The sequence below is a fragment of the Streptomyces sp. NPDC051173 genome (assembly GCF_040689515.1).
In the GTDB taxonomy this organism is placed as follows: Bacteria; Actinomycetota; Actinomycetes; order Streptomycetales; family Streptomycetaceae; genus Streptomyces.
In genome coordinates, this window is the sequence record NZ_JBFBBD010000082.1 from 17015 (window position 1) to 30623 (window position 13609).

Here is a 13609-nt window from a genome sequence, read left to right on the forward strand (position 1 = left end):
TTGTGGTCGTAGTCGGGTGCGCGACGAGGGGGCTTCCGGATGACAGGTGGGCCGGTGGCCGAGCGCGGGGTACTGACCGCGCCCGATGAAGTCTGGGATAGGGCGGTTCGGCAGGCCGAGGTGATCGGGGCACTCGCCGGGAAGCCGAAGGTGGGCCTGGTGGAGGCGGATGCGGCCGCGGCGCAGCTGGGGGTTTCGCGGCGTCAGGTGTACGTGTTGCTCGGGCGGTGGCGGGCGGGCCAGGGAGTGGTCTCGGATCTGCTGCCGGGCCGTTCCAGCGGAGGCCGCGGAGGCGGACGGTTGCCAGACGAGGTCGAAGGGATCGTCCAGGACGTATTGATCAGGCGGTACTTGACCCGGCAGCGCCGCCCGGTGTCCGCCATCTGCAAGGAAGTCGCGCGGCAGTGCCGGGTACGCGGCCTGCGGGTTCCCTCGCGGGGCGCGGTGGCGCGCCGGATCGCGCGCCTGGACCCCGTCACCTCGACAGCCGCGAGAGAGGGGCGGGAGGCGACCCGCCCGCTGCGGTCGGCTGGAGGCACACCGCCTGAGATCACCGGCCTGCTGGAGCAGGTCCAGATCGACCACACGCCCGTGGACGTGATCGTGGTGGACGAGCAGCATCGGAAGCCGATCGGCCGTCCCTATCTGACGGCGGCGATCGACGTGACCAGCCGGTGCGTGGTGGGCCTGGTGGTGACGCTGGAGGCGCCGTCGGCGACCTCGGTCGGGCTGTGCCTGGCCCAGGCGGCCATCGACAAGCGGCCATGGCTGGAGCGTCTGGGCGTGGAGGCGGCGTGGCCGATGAGCGGCAAACCCCATGAGCTGTACGTGGACAACGCCGCGGAGTTCAAGAGCGAGGCCCTGCGCCGTGGCTGTGACCAGCACGGCATCCGGCTGCGCTACCGGCCGCCCGGGCAGCCGCACTTCGGCGGGATCATCGAGCGGCTGATCGGCACCCTGATGCGCGATGTGCACGAGCTGCCGGGCACCACGTTCTCGAACGTCGCCGAGCGCGGCGCGTACGACAGCGACGCCAAGGCCACGTTGACGTTGCGGGAGCTTGAGCGGTGGCTGGCTCTGGCGGCGTGCTGCTACCACGGTCAGGTCCACGAGACGCTGGGCCGTACCCCGGCCGGCGCCTGGGCGGAGATGGTCGCCACGGCTCCGCCGGTGACCGTGACCAACGAGATGGCGTTCCTGGTGGACTTCCTGCCCGTCATACGCCGGACCTTGTCGCGGTCGGGGTTCGTGATCGACCGCGTGCAGTACTACAGCGACGTGCTCAAGCCGTGGATCGCCCGCCGCGAACGTCTGGACCGGTTCGTCCTGCGACGCGATCCGCGCGACATCAGCCGGGTCTGGGTGCTGGACCCGGACGGGGATGCCTACGTGGAGGTCGGCTACCGGACGCTGTCCCGGCCGCCGATCAGCGCGTGGGAGCAGAAGGCCGCCGTCGCTCGGTTGCGCGAGATGGGCCGCGCCGAGATCGACGAGAAGGCACTGTTCGCCATGGTGGCGCAGATGCGCGAGATCACCGATGCCGCGGCGGCCGACACCCGCAAGGCCCGCCGTGACCGCCAGCGCCGGGCGGAGGCACCGCCCCGGCCCCGGCGTGCGCCCGCGCCGCCCAAGCCGCCCGCCGGCCAGACCGGCCCATGTGAAGAAGCCATGGCCCAGCCGTTCGAGGTGATCGAGCAGTGGTGAGCGAGAACGGGCAGCTCGACCTGTCGCACCTGCACCCGGCCGCGCAGCAGATCGCACGGCTACCCGACGAGGAGCGGCTGCGGTACGTGCGATCCGACCGGTGGATCGGTTATCCGCGCGCAAGCGCGGCCCTGGAGCGTCTGGAGACACTGCTGTCCTGGCCCTCACGGCTGCGGATGCCGAACCTGCTGCTGATCGGACCGACCAACAACGGCAAGTCGATGATCGTGGAGAAGTTCCGCCGTTCCCACCCTGCCGTGACCCATCCCGACCGCGAGGAGACCCCGGTCCTGGTGGTGCAGATGCCGTCCGAGCCCACGGTGGTCCGCTTCTACACGGCGCTGCTGGCCGCCCTCGGCTCCCCGCTGCGTGCCCGCTACCGGCTCGCCGACCTGGAGCAGTTGACGCTGCGGCTACTCAGGTTGGCTGGGGTGCGCATGCTGGTGGTCGACGAACTGCACAACGTGCTCGGCGGGCGCGGAGACAGCCGCCGCGAGTTCTTGAACCTGCTGCGCTACCTGGGCAACGAGCTGCGTATCCCGCTGGTCGGCGTCGGCATCCGGGACGCCTACCTCGCCATCCGCGCCGACGACCAGCTGGAGAACCGGTTCGCGCCGCTCACCCTGCCGCGCTGGGAGGCGGACGAGGACGCCCGCTCGCTGCTGGCCAGCTTCGCCGCCTCGTTCCCGCTGCGCAGGCCCTCGCCGATCGCGACCATAGAGATGGCCGGCTACCTGCTCACCCGCAGCGAAGGCACCATCGGCGAGCTGGCGCTCCTGCTAACCGACGCCGCGGTGGCCGCGATCGAGTCCGGCGAGGAAGCCATCAACCAGCGGACCCTGCTGCTCGCGCCCTATGCCGGGCCCAGTGACCGGCGCCGGCTGTTCGAGCGCGAGCTGACGTGAGCGCCACCCGGCGCTGGCCGCTGCACCCTCAGCCCGCCCCGCTGGAAGCCCTCTCGTCGTGGCTGAACAGACTGGCCCAGCTGTACGAGATGCCGGTGACTGACCTGCTCAAGCACAACCTCGGCCTCGTCGACCTGGCGGTCCCGGCCGACCTCGATGTCGCCCCGCCAGCCGCGATGCTCACCGCACTCGCCGAGCGGACCGGCGTGCCCCTCGTCCAGCTGCGTTCGATGACGCTGGGCGGCTGGGTGCCCTGGCTCTTCGACATGCTCCCCGTGCCCCTCCAGAACGCGCAGACGGTCTTCGACACCTACGTACGGGACAACTCCGTTCTGCTCGCGCGCAGCGTCGGCACCCACCACGTCCTGCGCTACAAGCAGGGATGGGCAGGGCCGTGGCTGCTGGGCTACCCCGCCGCCTGGCGGGCCTGCCCACTGTGCGTCGCCGATCCGGAGCGCGGCACAGACCTGGTGTGGCGCCTGGCTCTCGTGTCCAGCTGCGCCGAGCACCGCTGCCGCCTGCGGGACGCCTCCGAGGTGAGGGCCATGGTGGTTCTGGGCAGGGACATCCGCCCCGAGCCCCTGGAGGGACCCCGCGCCGCCCTGGACCGCTACACCTACCAGGCGCTCTCCGCCGGACGGGTCGCCCTGCCCGGCAGGACCGTGCACGCCGGAGTCTGGTTCCGGCTGCTGCGTGCTCTCCTCGACGAGGTCAGCCTCGCCGCGAGCACGCAGAACGCTCACGGCAAAGACGTGTTGCAACAGGTCTGGCAGGAAAGCGGCCACGCGGAACGTGCGGGCCTGAACGTCTGGCGCCCCTACGAACACCTGGGAGACGAGGTTCGGGAGGCGATGCTGGACGCCGCCGCCACCGCGCTCCAGCTTGCTGCCGACGGCTTGATCACCGCCCGCGGGCGTCTCGCCTCCGCACTCCAGGCCCCACTCCACGACTACGTGTACGACGGTGACGAGCCCTCTCCCTTCCGCAACGCCTGGCAGGCCGCCATGGCCGCATGGGAGGAGGCACTCACCCAGGCCCGCACCGACCCGGTCACCGCCCGGCAGCTCCTGGGCATGCTCACCGGCGGATGCCGCACCCTCGCCGCCTTCGAGCAGGAACGCTCCTCCCTCTGCGGGGAAGGCATCCCGGCCGGCTTCCTGCCCAGCGCCCGTGAACTGGGCCGCCACGACCTCATCTGACCTTGTTCCACATCCATGGAAGTGGAACAGGGCGCCCGACGGGCCGTCAGGAGACGTGCGTCCTGGGCGGATCGCCACGCAGACCGTTCCGAAAGTCGTTCCAGAAAAGGTGTTCCGGAACTCCCTCACGGAGCCAACTTCCGGTACGGTCCGGCCATGGGAACCGACAACCACCACCCCGCGGGTGGGCTCGAACTCGCCTACGCCCGGGTCTCCACCACCAAACAGAGCCTGGAACGCCAACTCGACGCGCTGAACGCCGCGGGCATCCCCGACGAACGGACCTACGTCGACAAGAAGAGCGGCGCCACCGTGGAACGCCCCGGCCTGGCCGAACTGCTCGCCTACGCCCGCCCCGGGGACACCGTCGTCGTGTACACCCTCGACCGGCTCGGCCGGAACCTGCGCGAAGTCCTCAACCTCGTCCACGACCTGGGCGAGAGGAACATCGGTGTGCGCTCCCTGGCCGACCCGCTGCCGATCAACACCGCCGACGAAGGAATGGGCCGCATCGCCTTCCTCCTGCTGGCCCTCTTCGCCGAGATGGAACGCACCTTCACCGCCGAACGCGCCGCCCACGCCCGCGCCGTCGCCGAAGCCGCCGGCCGCCGCATCGGCCGCCCCGTCGCCCACCCCGACGACAAGATCGAGTACGCCAAGCTCCTCAAGGAACAGGGCAGCAGCCTCGGCCAGATCGCGGCCAAGACCGGCATCCCCAAGACCTCCCTGCACCGCTACCTCGCGGCGTCGAGTGCTTGGAAGAGCGAGGAGATGCCGTCGTGACGATGCACCAGGGCGAGCTGTTCGAGCTTGCGGACAACGACGTGACCGTGGCCAGAGCTCACGTGAACGATGACTTCGCGCTTCGGAAATTTGAGGACCGGTTGCGCCGGGAGTTCATGAAGAACCTGACGAATCCCGGGACCCGACTGGAACACATGGGCCGGTCTTCGACAGACCTGTGTCGGTGGCGTTGTTCAACAGAGGGCTGCGGGCATGAGTGGTCAGCGAAGGTTCAGTTTCGTGCCCGGAAGAACAAGCCGACAGGGTGTCCGAAATGCTGGGAGAGGCGGAATCGGGCTCCCGGGCCAGGTGAGTCGCTCGCGGACGTCAATCCTGACCTGGCCAAGCAGTTCGTGAGGAATCTGACACGTCCGGGCCGGGGCCCGGACACCTTTCGCCATCAGGCGCATGATCGTTGTGAGTGGGCGTGTCCGGTGAATCCGGATGAGCATGTCTTCCCGGCCACAGTTGCCAATCGGACGAACGGGCGGGGCTGCCCGGAGTGCAGTGCTCAGGGCAGGTCGAAGTTCGAGGTCGAGATCGCGATGCTCGTGGAGGCGGCCTCCGGCCTCGAAGTCAAGGTGGATCATCGCGTTCGCCTGAAAGGGCGTCGGCTGGATCGCTTCGACCTGTTCGTGCCCGAGGTGCCACTAGTGATCGACTTGGATCCCAAGTGGAGCCACGGCGAGGAAGCGAGCCTCGTACGGGACACCGCGAAGACCCGGGCTGCGCTGGCAGCCGGATTCAACGTGGAGCGCATCCGGGAAAGCGGCCTTCCACCCATCCCGATTGATGGCTTCACTCATCATGAGGCCGGTTCCGTAGTCGATCGCGAGGGCTGGGCAGAAGCTGTCGGGTATGTACTTCGGCGCTATGGCCGGCCGTGGAAGGATCTCGATCCCGCTCAGGTTAGGCAGGCGCTGACCGCGGCCTCCGCGCTGTGGTACGCGGCGGTCGCGAAACCCGATGTCTCTGCGCTCGATGAGGCCCCGCATCTGGCCAAGGAGTTCGTCGAGAATCTCACCAACCCGAGCAGAGGCCTGGACCGAATGACCCCTGGCTGCAACGACGAGTGCAGGTGGGCATGTTCAGCAGCGGACTGCGATCACACATGGACCACAGCTCTAAGCACCCGGACTTTGCGGGGCAGCGGATGTGACCGTTGTGCTCGCCGCAAGAATGGAGTGGCGAAGAGCGTTCCGGGCCGGGGCGAGTCCCTCGCCGAACGACGGCCGGACCTAGCAGCCCAACTGATCGAGGTGATCGACCGTCCTGAACTCACCGCGTGGGACCTGTTTCCGCAGTCGAACTACCCTTGCCAGTGGAAGTGCCCGAATGAAGACTGCGGACACGAGTGGCCGGCGCAGCCGAGCGGCCGAGTCAGTGATGGCAGAGGCTGCCCGCCGTGTTCTCGCAAGAGGACCGTAGCTGCCGTAGTACGTCCAAAGCCCGGCAAGTCTCTGGCGGACAAGTTCCCGCAAATCGCAGCTGAGCTCGTTGAAGTCGTCGACCATCCTGGCTGGACTGCGGTCGATCTAAAACCAAGCTCGACAAAGCAGTGCCGGTGGAAGTGCAGCAAGCTTGCATGCCCGGGAGCCTGGGACGCGAGTCCGGATCAGCGGACACGGCGCAATGGGACAGGCATGCGATGCCCCGAGTGCTTCCCTCCACGCCAACGACAGTCCAGCTCATGATGGACCGCCCAATAAGTTCACTGCCGTGTGCAGGCGACTTCGGACATCCGTGCAGCCGACTTCGGAAACTGACAACGGGTCGGGTTTCACGCCCAGATCGTTTCAGGCGTATGTTTCACCCGTCAAGAGGAAGGAAACGACCTGTGCAACATGGCGACCTGCGGTGATGCCGCAGCGGCGCGGTGTTGAAACGGGGGTCACCTATGAAACACCGCACGGGAGCCGGACACGTTGCGGCCGAAGACCGCCCGACTGTGTATGACCTCGCCCGTTCCCGCCCGCAGGAGTCGGGTGGCGCCGTAGGGTGACGCCCTGATCGTGGAGGGGAGACAGCGCATGACCGAGGGGCAGCAGTGAGGCGCCCCGAAGTTTCCGGACAGGGTCCCAATAGGGTTGCCCTGAACAGGAAACGAGGAATCAAAAGTGGCGCCACCCAGCAAGTACACCCCGGAGTTTCGCGAGGAAGCAGTACAGATCGCACTCCGATCGAGCAGAACCATCTCCGATACGGCTCGTGAGCTGGATTTGAACACGGAGACCCTTCGTGGCTGGGTGAAGAAGCACAGGCAGCGGAATGAACCTCCTGCCGATGCTGAGCTGACCCTCAGCGAGCGTGCACGTCTGAAAGAGCTCGAACGCCGGGTCAGGGAAGTCGAGATGGCCGCTGGGCGTACCGGGATCTGTTTTGACAACGCTATGGCCGAATCATTCTTCGGCGCGCTGAAGAACGAGCGTGTATCACGGGTGACTTACCTGACCCGTGAGATGGCCCGCCAGGACATCACCCGCTATATAGAATTCTGGTACAATCGCAAGCGCCTTCACTCGGCGGTGGGTTACCGCCCGCCTCGCGAAGTCCACGCCGAGTACCAGAAGTTGCGAATCGTCGCGTGACATCAACGGAAGATACATGTCCGGAAAACGCGAGGCCCCTCACTGGCCCACGCCGTGCCTTCCCCGGCCCGTGGCGGCGACGTAGCGGGTTGCACCGGAAGGGGGCTGGACGGTTGCCTGGAGGGTTGCTTACGGCAGGGGACCGAAGGTGTGACCGTGAGTGGGAGCCCGGCGAATCGGACACCGCCCGTTGTCGCAGGTCAGAACCCGTGGGCAAGCCCCTCCGCGCCGCCGACACCTCTTTCCCACGCGATAGCCGTGGGGAGAGGTCTCCTTCGTTGCCCGAGGCTGGCGGCCAGGACGCGACGCTAACGAACCCGGTGCTCTACGTTCCCGCCCGTCCGGTCCCGCGACCGCGTCTCCACCAGGGAGACCAGCGCGGCCGGGCGGAAAGGATCCACCGCCATGACCTTCATCGAGCCCGGCCTGTCCGTACGCGACGGCTACGCCGAAGGACCCCTTGCCGACGCCGCGCTGTCCCGCGCGGCCCGCGCCGCCCTGCTCCTCGACGACCTCCAGGAGCAGGCGCCCACACTGACCGACGCCCAGCTGCGCGACCGTGTGCACCGGGCGCTGCGCCGCTACACCCGTGGTGGTCTGCGTGGCGGTGTCAGTACTGGTTCGTCATGGGGATGTCAGTGCGTAAGGGCTGCTGGTCTCGTTTCCTGTACTGACAGTTGATGAGGAACGGAAGTGGCGTTGGTGATGAATCCCCATGTCATTTCTATGACGACCTCTATGGTCGGAACGCCCCGTCTGGTGGTGGCCACGCTGGCGTTTCCGTGGCCGGGACGGTGCTGAGTCGACGCTGGTGGGCTGGCATTCGGTAGGTGCGAGGAACGGCGGCTCAAGGGTGGATAGCGGCCCGTGCGTCAGGCTGGGAGAGACGTTCGCGATGGGCTCGGAGGCACTTCGCACCCAAGGATAGGCCCGGGGTGAATAGCTCTTCCTCGGGCTGGCGATCTGTGAGGCGGTGGTGGGCGCGTGCTGCGGCCAGCAGTGGGCGGGCCCAGGCGGGCACTTCGTGGAGGCGGCAGTGCCGGTGACCGGGGCTGTGGGTACGCAGCAGGGTGACGTCACTACTGAGGTCGATGTCGCGGATGCACCGTAGGGCGATCTGGGTGCTGGGGGTGAACGCGAGCACGCTCAGGGCGCCGGTGATGAGCGGGTCGGCGAGAGTGGTCAGGTACGCGGTGTCCAGGGGATGGACCGTCAATGCGGGGGATGGAGACAGAAATTGAGCTGCCGCGACGGCTCCGGCGCAGGCCTCGCGGGACCTCGGCGACGCGGGCAGCGATACGGGTGCAGGTCTCTTCGGCGGCGTCTGTGACTCGTGAGGCGCTGGGGGAAGTGGAGTTGGCGTTTGCGGCAGTGTCGGCAGCGGCGGGAAGTGCGGGCGTGCGGGTGCCGGTCCCGGCTCGGCGAGCACCGTGCGGAGTTGGGCGAGTCCGCTGAGGCGCCGTTCGATCCTGGCCAGCACGGGGGGCATGCGCCGGGGGGAGGTCTGCCACAGCACCGTCAACTGGATCCCGGCCGCCTCCCGCCAGGTGAGGAGCTGTTCTAGCCGTGGGGTGCTCAGCAGGTGGGCACGGGTGACCACCAGATGCCGGAGTCCGGTCGCGGCGCTCCACGCTGCTGCAGCGAGCCATGCGGGCCACACCGAGTCCAGCCGCGCGTCGGGGGAATCCGGGCCCGATCTCAGGCGCTTGCCCAGGGAGTAGAGGACGTCGTGGGCGAGGGCGGCGGGGTGGTTGCTGGCCGGGGTCGGCTGCACGGCGATGCGGCCTTGGCCGGGCTGGTGCGCGTGGAGGGCGGCCTGCGTGTAGGCGAAGTCGTCCTGATCGTCGATGACGACCGTCAGCCCGTGCCGTACGTGCGTCACCGCTTCCCTTTCCGTGTCAGCACCGTCTGTGGGGGCTTTGTCGTGTGTGGCTGTCGGGATGAGCCTGCCGGGGATCGCGGATCGTACGGATCCTCGGCCGGTGTGCGGTTACATGCCGGCGAGCTTGCTGTAGACCCAGCGGATGAGGTTGTCGTTGATCTCGGTCAGCTGTTTCCTGTTCATGCCGTTGCGCAAGAGCCTGGTGATGGTGGCCCAGTTGCGGAAGTTGCCGTGTGCTGCGGCGCGGTCGATACCGCGGATCGTGCGCGGGTCCACCCCGGACCAGAGGGAGTGGAAGGCTGGCAGGGTGGCTACGACTTCGTCTTCGGACATGCGCGTGAACTTCTGCCAGATGAAGATCCTGGAGGCGAGCATTGGCTCACGCTTGAGGACCTTGAAGCAGCCGTCACCTCCGGCGAAGATCACAGTGATCTTGGTGTTGCGGTCGTCCCACAGGTGCCGCCAGTACTCGAACGAGCTGCGCCCCATCCACTGGGCCTCGTCGCACACCAGGACACGGAAGGTCTCGGACAGCGTTTCTTTGAGCAGGGTGTCGAATTCGATCGGCCGGGTGGGCGGGTCCCCGGGCAGGCCCAAGGCCCTGAACAGGCCGTGCCGGATGTCTCTGGGGGTGGGGCCGGAGCGCAGCTCCAGGCGGTAGGTGATGTCGGGGGCGAGTTTGCGCAGTGCGGAGTTCACCGACATCGTCTTGCCGAACCCGGATGATCCGAAGGCGCACATCATGCCCTGTGCCTCGATGGTGTCCTGAATGTTGTCCACCGTCGTCAGCAGGGCTTCCGTGGCGACCACATGGGCGTCCAGGCGGTGGAAGTGGTCGGTGCCTTCCGCGGGGAGCCGGCCGTATTCCATGTCACCGTTCACGCGTCCTCCTGGAGGACGTCCGGGTGGTTGGGGGCGGTCTTGGGCGGCAGGGGGCGGGCCCAGTCATCGAAGGGCGGCCGGTGCGGGATGTAGCCGGGATTGGCCAGCCGGGACAGGTCCATAGTGGCCGCACTGGACAGTTCGGTCTCGGCCTCCAGCTCGGTCAGCGCCTGCAGCCGCTGGGGCGGAGCCGCAGTAGTGACGGCTTCGAAGCGTTCGCGGCGCAGTTTGGCGGCCGCCTTCGCATCCGCGCGAAGCCGCCGGGCCTTGGCCGTGCGGGCGCCTCGGACCTGACGTACCTGCTCGGGGGTGGCGGCGCCGGCCAGGAACGCCGGGCCCAGGTGCGCGCCGTGAAGGTCGAAGACCTCGATGCTGGTCTCGTGATGCGGCAGGTAGCGCAGGATCACCCGGGTGCCGACCAGGCCGACCATCCACGCGGCGATGTAGTGCCGGTTGCGCCACTGCACGCCGTGCGTGCTGATGGTGCGGGTGCGGCCGTCGTCCTGAAGGCCGAAGAAGGCCAACTGCTCGGCGGGCACGTCGTACACGGGGGTCGGGTCCGCCCGCCACGCCTCCATCGGGGTGCGCCCGGCCAGGCGTTTGGGCTTGTGTTCGGTGTTCCACCACTTGACCCAGTCCAGCAGCAGCTTGACGAAAGCCTCGAAGGTGAGCGCCGGCGCATCCGGGTCTGCGGTGCGCTTGCCGGTCAGCTTGGGCTGGCGGGTATAGCGGGGCAGCGAGACGAACAGCATCTCTTCCACGGCACGGTTGAGGGCCTCGATGCTGCCTTTCAAATGGGGGGTGTAGGGCGGCAGGTCCACCACGGGCACGACGAGTGCGCCCAGCGCGGAGTTCACGGCGGCGGACAGATAATCCTTGCCGCGGTCCACGCGGACCAGGCCGGGCAGTCCTCCGGCCGGACCGAACGTCCCGGTGCGGTCCAACGCTGTGCGCAGTGCGGCCAGCACGGCGTCGGTGCTCGGCGCATGCGGGGTGACGGCCACTCCGGTGATGACACGGGTCGCGCAGTCGATGAACCAGGTTACCCAGGGCTGCACGAGCTCGTCCTCGAGCTGCACCTGCACGGGTACGCATTTGTGGTCGCCTTCCCACGCGGCGTTGCGTTCGGTTGGCGGGCGCTCACCGAAGACGTCGTGGGCGCGTCGTGCCGCCTCCCCATGGGCGAGGCCGGCCCGCTCCCCACGGGTCAGGTCCCGGCGCAGTGCCCGGTGCAGGGTGGCCAGCGACGGGACCTTCAGCCGGGGATCGGCTGCGGCGCGCTGGCGCAGTTCCCGGTGTACGGCGGAGGCGTTGCCGCCCCACAGCGCCAGCAGCCGCCGGATTTCCGGTGTGATCGTGAACCGTGTCCGGGGAAGCGGGGTGTGTCGGCCGGTGTTGCGTGCTTCGGCCAGCCACCGCCACACCGTTCGCTCCGAGCGGCCCAGGGCGTGCGCGGCCAGTTTCACATGGGCAGTGAGTAGTTGATTGTGCTGGTCCAGCGCGATCAGCCGCGGTACGGCGGCCGCGCGCCCCAGTCGGGCGGCGAGCACTGGTGGGTTGGGGTGTGGGGTGGGTGGACAGGAGCCGCTCATGCGGTCCGCTCCCTTTCATGGTCAAGAGCGTGGGTGGGGGGATGGGGGCTCAGGGAGTTGCTGCGGGTGCACCAAAGTGGGGCCCGCGGTGCGGCGGATGTGCCCGCGTACGCGTCACAGGGCCATGTGCGAGAGGCAGCCCGCGGCGGGTCCCCTTTCGGCCCGGCTGGGCGCTGGACGCGTTGGCGCGTGGCTCAGAGGTGTTCCACCAGCTGTCGGACTCCGTCGCGGACGAAGTCGAGTTGCTGCTCCTCGGAGAGCCAGGCGCTGGTGGACCCCTGGTCGGTCTTGGTGACCAGCAGTACCTCGTCGACCGCCTCGGCCACCGGGTACAAGTGGCTGATGACGGCGATGAGTTGGTCCCTGTCGGCGCTGTTGCGCAGGACGGCCAGGGTCTCGTCCAGGCGCTCGGAGTCCAGCGAGGCGAAGCCCTCGTCCAGGAACAGGCTCTCCACCCGCTGGTGCCCTTGGCTGTGCAGCTCGACGAGCGCGAGGGCCAGAGCGAGGGAGGCCTGGAAGGTTTCCCCGCCGGAGAGGGTCTCCGGGTCGCGGACGAGGTTCGTGGGCCGATCCAGGATCTGGAAGTTCTCGGCGAACGCGTAGTCCCCGCCGGAGAGTTCTTGCAGGATGCGGCTGCCGAGGATCAGCAGGGCGCGGGTGCGCCGGTTGGTGAGATAGGTCAGAAAGTTGCCGTCGGTGAGCAGGCCGCTGACCGTCTTCCAGACGGTGATCTGCTGCTCGGCCGCCTCCTTGGCCTGGTCCAGTGCTTCGGCGTAGGGGATCTGCGACCGGACGGTGCGCAGTTCGACCATGGCTGTGTCGTGGGCGGTCTCTGCGGCGCTGGTCTTGCGGCTGAGCGGATCGAGAGCGGCAGGCACGAGCAGATCGCCGTCAGGGGGCAGCGGAAAGCCGGGGTCCGGGTCGGCGTCGGTGGCGTCGGCGCCAGCCTGGGCAAGGAGTTCCTCCTTGAACGCCCGGGATACCTCGGCGGCCTGCCGTCGGGACTGCTTCAGGTCCTCGGCCAGCCGGCGGCTCAGTGTCGTCAACGCAGCCGCGTAGGCGTCGGCGGCGGCCAGGTCGCTTCCGTCCGGCACCGGGGGCAGCCCGCCGGGGAGGTCCTTGCCGAGGATGTCGGCGGCGTGGGTGGTCGCGTCCGCCCACCGCTCCAGCTGATGGGCGAGTTTGCGGACCGGGGCGTGGACCGAGCGCTGGCGGCGGTCTTCCAGAGCCCGCTGCTCTGCGACGTTGGTCGCCAGCGCCTCGCGCGTCTGCTCGTGGCCAGCGGAGATCTTCTGGAGCTGCGCGAGGCGCTGAGTGACCTTCTGGTGGGAGCGGGCGATGTCCAAAGCACCGGGCAGTTCGGGGGGCGAGGCCTGGACAGGCTGCACCAAGGCCGGCAGACCTGCGATCTGCCCTACCAGGTTCTGCAGGTCGCTCTCGTGTTGCGCCACGGCATTGTCCAGACGCTTGCGCTCACGCTGCAGCCGGCTGCGGCGGCGCTTGAGTTCGGCGCGGGCCGCTTCATTTTCCGCCCGCAGGGCCGCCGCCTTTTCCCTCGCCTGGGTGAAGACTGCGATGGCCTCGGCTTCCACCACCGTACGCAGCGGCTTCACCAGCTCCCGGATGATGCTGGTGAGTTGGGCGCGGCTGACGGGCTCCTGCTCGCTGACCGCACGAGCCCGCGCGAGGGTCTCCTGGCCCATCGCCGCCAAGGCGGCGGACGGGGCCGCAGCACAGTGGGAGCGCAGCGCCTCGATGAGGTCGTGGACGCGGCGCAGGGATGCATCCAAGCGCTCACCGACGGCCAGACGCTCGGGCCGGTGGCGCTCAAGCGCCTTCTCGGCGGTGCTCAACGCAGAGGTGGCTTCGGCCAGGGCGCTCACCCCCTTGTTGAGGGCGGCCGCACGCGTACCGACCGTGCGCTTGGCCCGTTCCAGGGCCTTGGCATCCAAGGGCGGCGGGGGAGTGAAGTCCTTCGGGAGCGGCTGGATGGCCCTGCGCGGACGGCTGCGAGTCAGTGGCCGCGGGTCCCGGCCAAGGCGGGGGCCACCACGTCGCCCCGCTTCAGCGCGCT

The 13609-nt window shown here is 68.6% G+C and carries 10 protein-coding genes and 2 pseudogenes; 8 read left to right on the top strand and 4 right to left on the bottom strand.

Annotation, left to right across the window (positions count from 1 at the left end; translation table 11 throughout):
• Positions 1 to 39: 39 nt before the first annotated feature.
• From AB0435_RS29200 to AB0435_RS29235, 8 genes and pseudogenes are all read left to right on the top strand, one after another.
• Positions 40 to 1704: a DDE-type integrase/transposase/recombinase gene (locus tag AB0435_RS29200; RefSeq protein WP_366428339.1), complete on the top strand. Its 1665-nt coding sequence runs from the start codon at positions 40 to 42 to the stop codon at positions 1702 to 1704.
• Entirely contained in the window at positions 1701 to 2609 is a 909-nt protein-coding gene (locus AB0435_RS29205; RefSeq protein ID WP_366428340.1) for a TniB family NTP-binding protein, read from the top strand. Before AB0435_RS29200 ends, AB0435_RS29205 begins: the two co-directional genes overlap by 4 nt.
• Positions 2606 to 3808, top strand: a complete 1203-nt coding sequence (locus AB0435_RS29210; RefSeq protein WP_366428341.1) for a TniQ family protein — start codon at positions 2606 to 2608, stop codon at positions 3806 to 3808. The genes AB0435_RS29205 and AB0435_RS29210 overlap by 4 nt, the downstream gene beginning before the upstream one ends.
• Before the next feature lie 156 nt (positions 3809 to 3964).
• Positions 3965 to 4591, top strand: coding sequence for a recombinase family protein (locus AB0435_RS29215; protein ID WP_366004358.1), 627 nt, complete (start codon positions 3965 to 3967; stop codon positions 4589 to 4591).
• Between the two features lie 2 nt (positions 4592 to 4593).
• Entirely contained in the window at positions 4594 to 6285 is a 1692-nt protein-coding gene (locus AB0435_RS29220; protein ID WP_366004365.1) for a zinc-ribbon domain-containing protein, read from the top strand.
• Between the two features lie 423 nt (positions 6286 to 6708).
• Positions 6709 to 6876: pseudogene (locus AB0435_RS29225) on the top strand (transposase); the annotation flags it as partial.
• A gap of 60 nt (positions 6877 to 6936) precedes the next feature.
• Positions 6937 to 7179 (top strand): annotated as a pseudogene (locus AB0435_RS29230) (integrase core domain-containing protein); the annotation flags it as partial.
• A 405-nt stretch (positions 7180 to 7584) separates the two neighbouring features.
• The gene (locus AB0435_RS29235; RefSeq protein ID WP_366428342.1) at positions 7585 to 7860 is read left to right on the top strand and encodes a hypothetical protein; all 276 of its coding nucleotides are present in this window, start codon (positions 7585 to 7587) and stop codon (positions 7858 to 7860) included.
• A gap of 166 nt (positions 7861 to 8026) precedes the next feature.
• Here AB0435_RS29235 and AB0435_RS29240 read toward each other — a convergent pair whose 3' ends face one another.
• From AB0435_RS29240 to AB0435_RS29255, 4 genes are all read right to left on the bottom strand, one after another.
• Positions 8027 to 9061 (bottom strand): hypothetical protein, encoded by a 1035-nt coding sequence (locus AB0435_RS29240; protein ID WP_366428343.1) that lies wholly within the window; start codon positions 9059 to 9061, stop codon positions 8027 to 8029.
• Positions 9062 to 9169: 108 nt separating this feature from the next.
• On the bottom strand, positions 9170 to 9943 hold the full coding sequence (locus AB0435_RS29245) for an ATP-binding protein (RefSeq protein WP_366428344.1): 774 nt from the start codon (positions 9941 to 9943) through the stop codon (positions 9170 to 9172).
• Entirely contained in the window at positions 9940 to 11535 is a 1596-nt protein-coding gene (locus tag AB0435_RS29250; RefSeq protein ID WP_366428345.1) for a Mu transposase C-terminal domain-containing protein, read from the bottom strand. Before AB0435_RS29250 ends, AB0435_RS29245 begins: the two co-directional genes overlap by 4 nt.
• Positions 11536 to 11729: 194 nt before the next feature.
• A complete protein-coding gene (locus AB0435_RS29255; RefSeq protein ID WP_366428346.1) occupies positions 11730 to 13487 on the bottom strand; it encodes an SbcC/MukB-like Walker B domain-containing protein in 1758 nt (585 codons plus the stop codon).
• Between the last annotated feature and the right edge of the window lie 122 nt (positions 13488 to 13609).

Bases quoted from the DNA above. Each gene is read 5' to 3' on its own strand.
- AB0435_RS29200 (WP_366428339.1), top strand. From the start codon at position 40: ATGACAGGTGGGCCGGTGGCCGAGCGCGGGGTACTGACCGCGCCCGAT.
- AB0435_RS29215 (WP_366004358.1), top strand. From the start codon at position 3,965: ATGGGAACCGACAACCACCACCCCGCGGGTGGGCTCGAACTCGCCTAC.
- AB0435_RS29220 (WP_366004365.1), top strand. From the start codon at position 4,594: ATGCACCAGGGCGAGCTGTTCGAGCTTGCGGACAACGACGTGACCGTG.
- AB0435_RS29235 (WP_366428342.1), top strand. From the start codon at position 7,585: ATGACCTTCATCGAGCCCGGCCTGTCCGTACGCGACGGCTACGCCGAA.
- AB0435_RS29250 (WP_366428345.1), bottom strand. From the start codon at position 11,535: ATGAGCGGCTCCTGTCCACCCACCCCACACCCCAACCCACCAGTGCTC.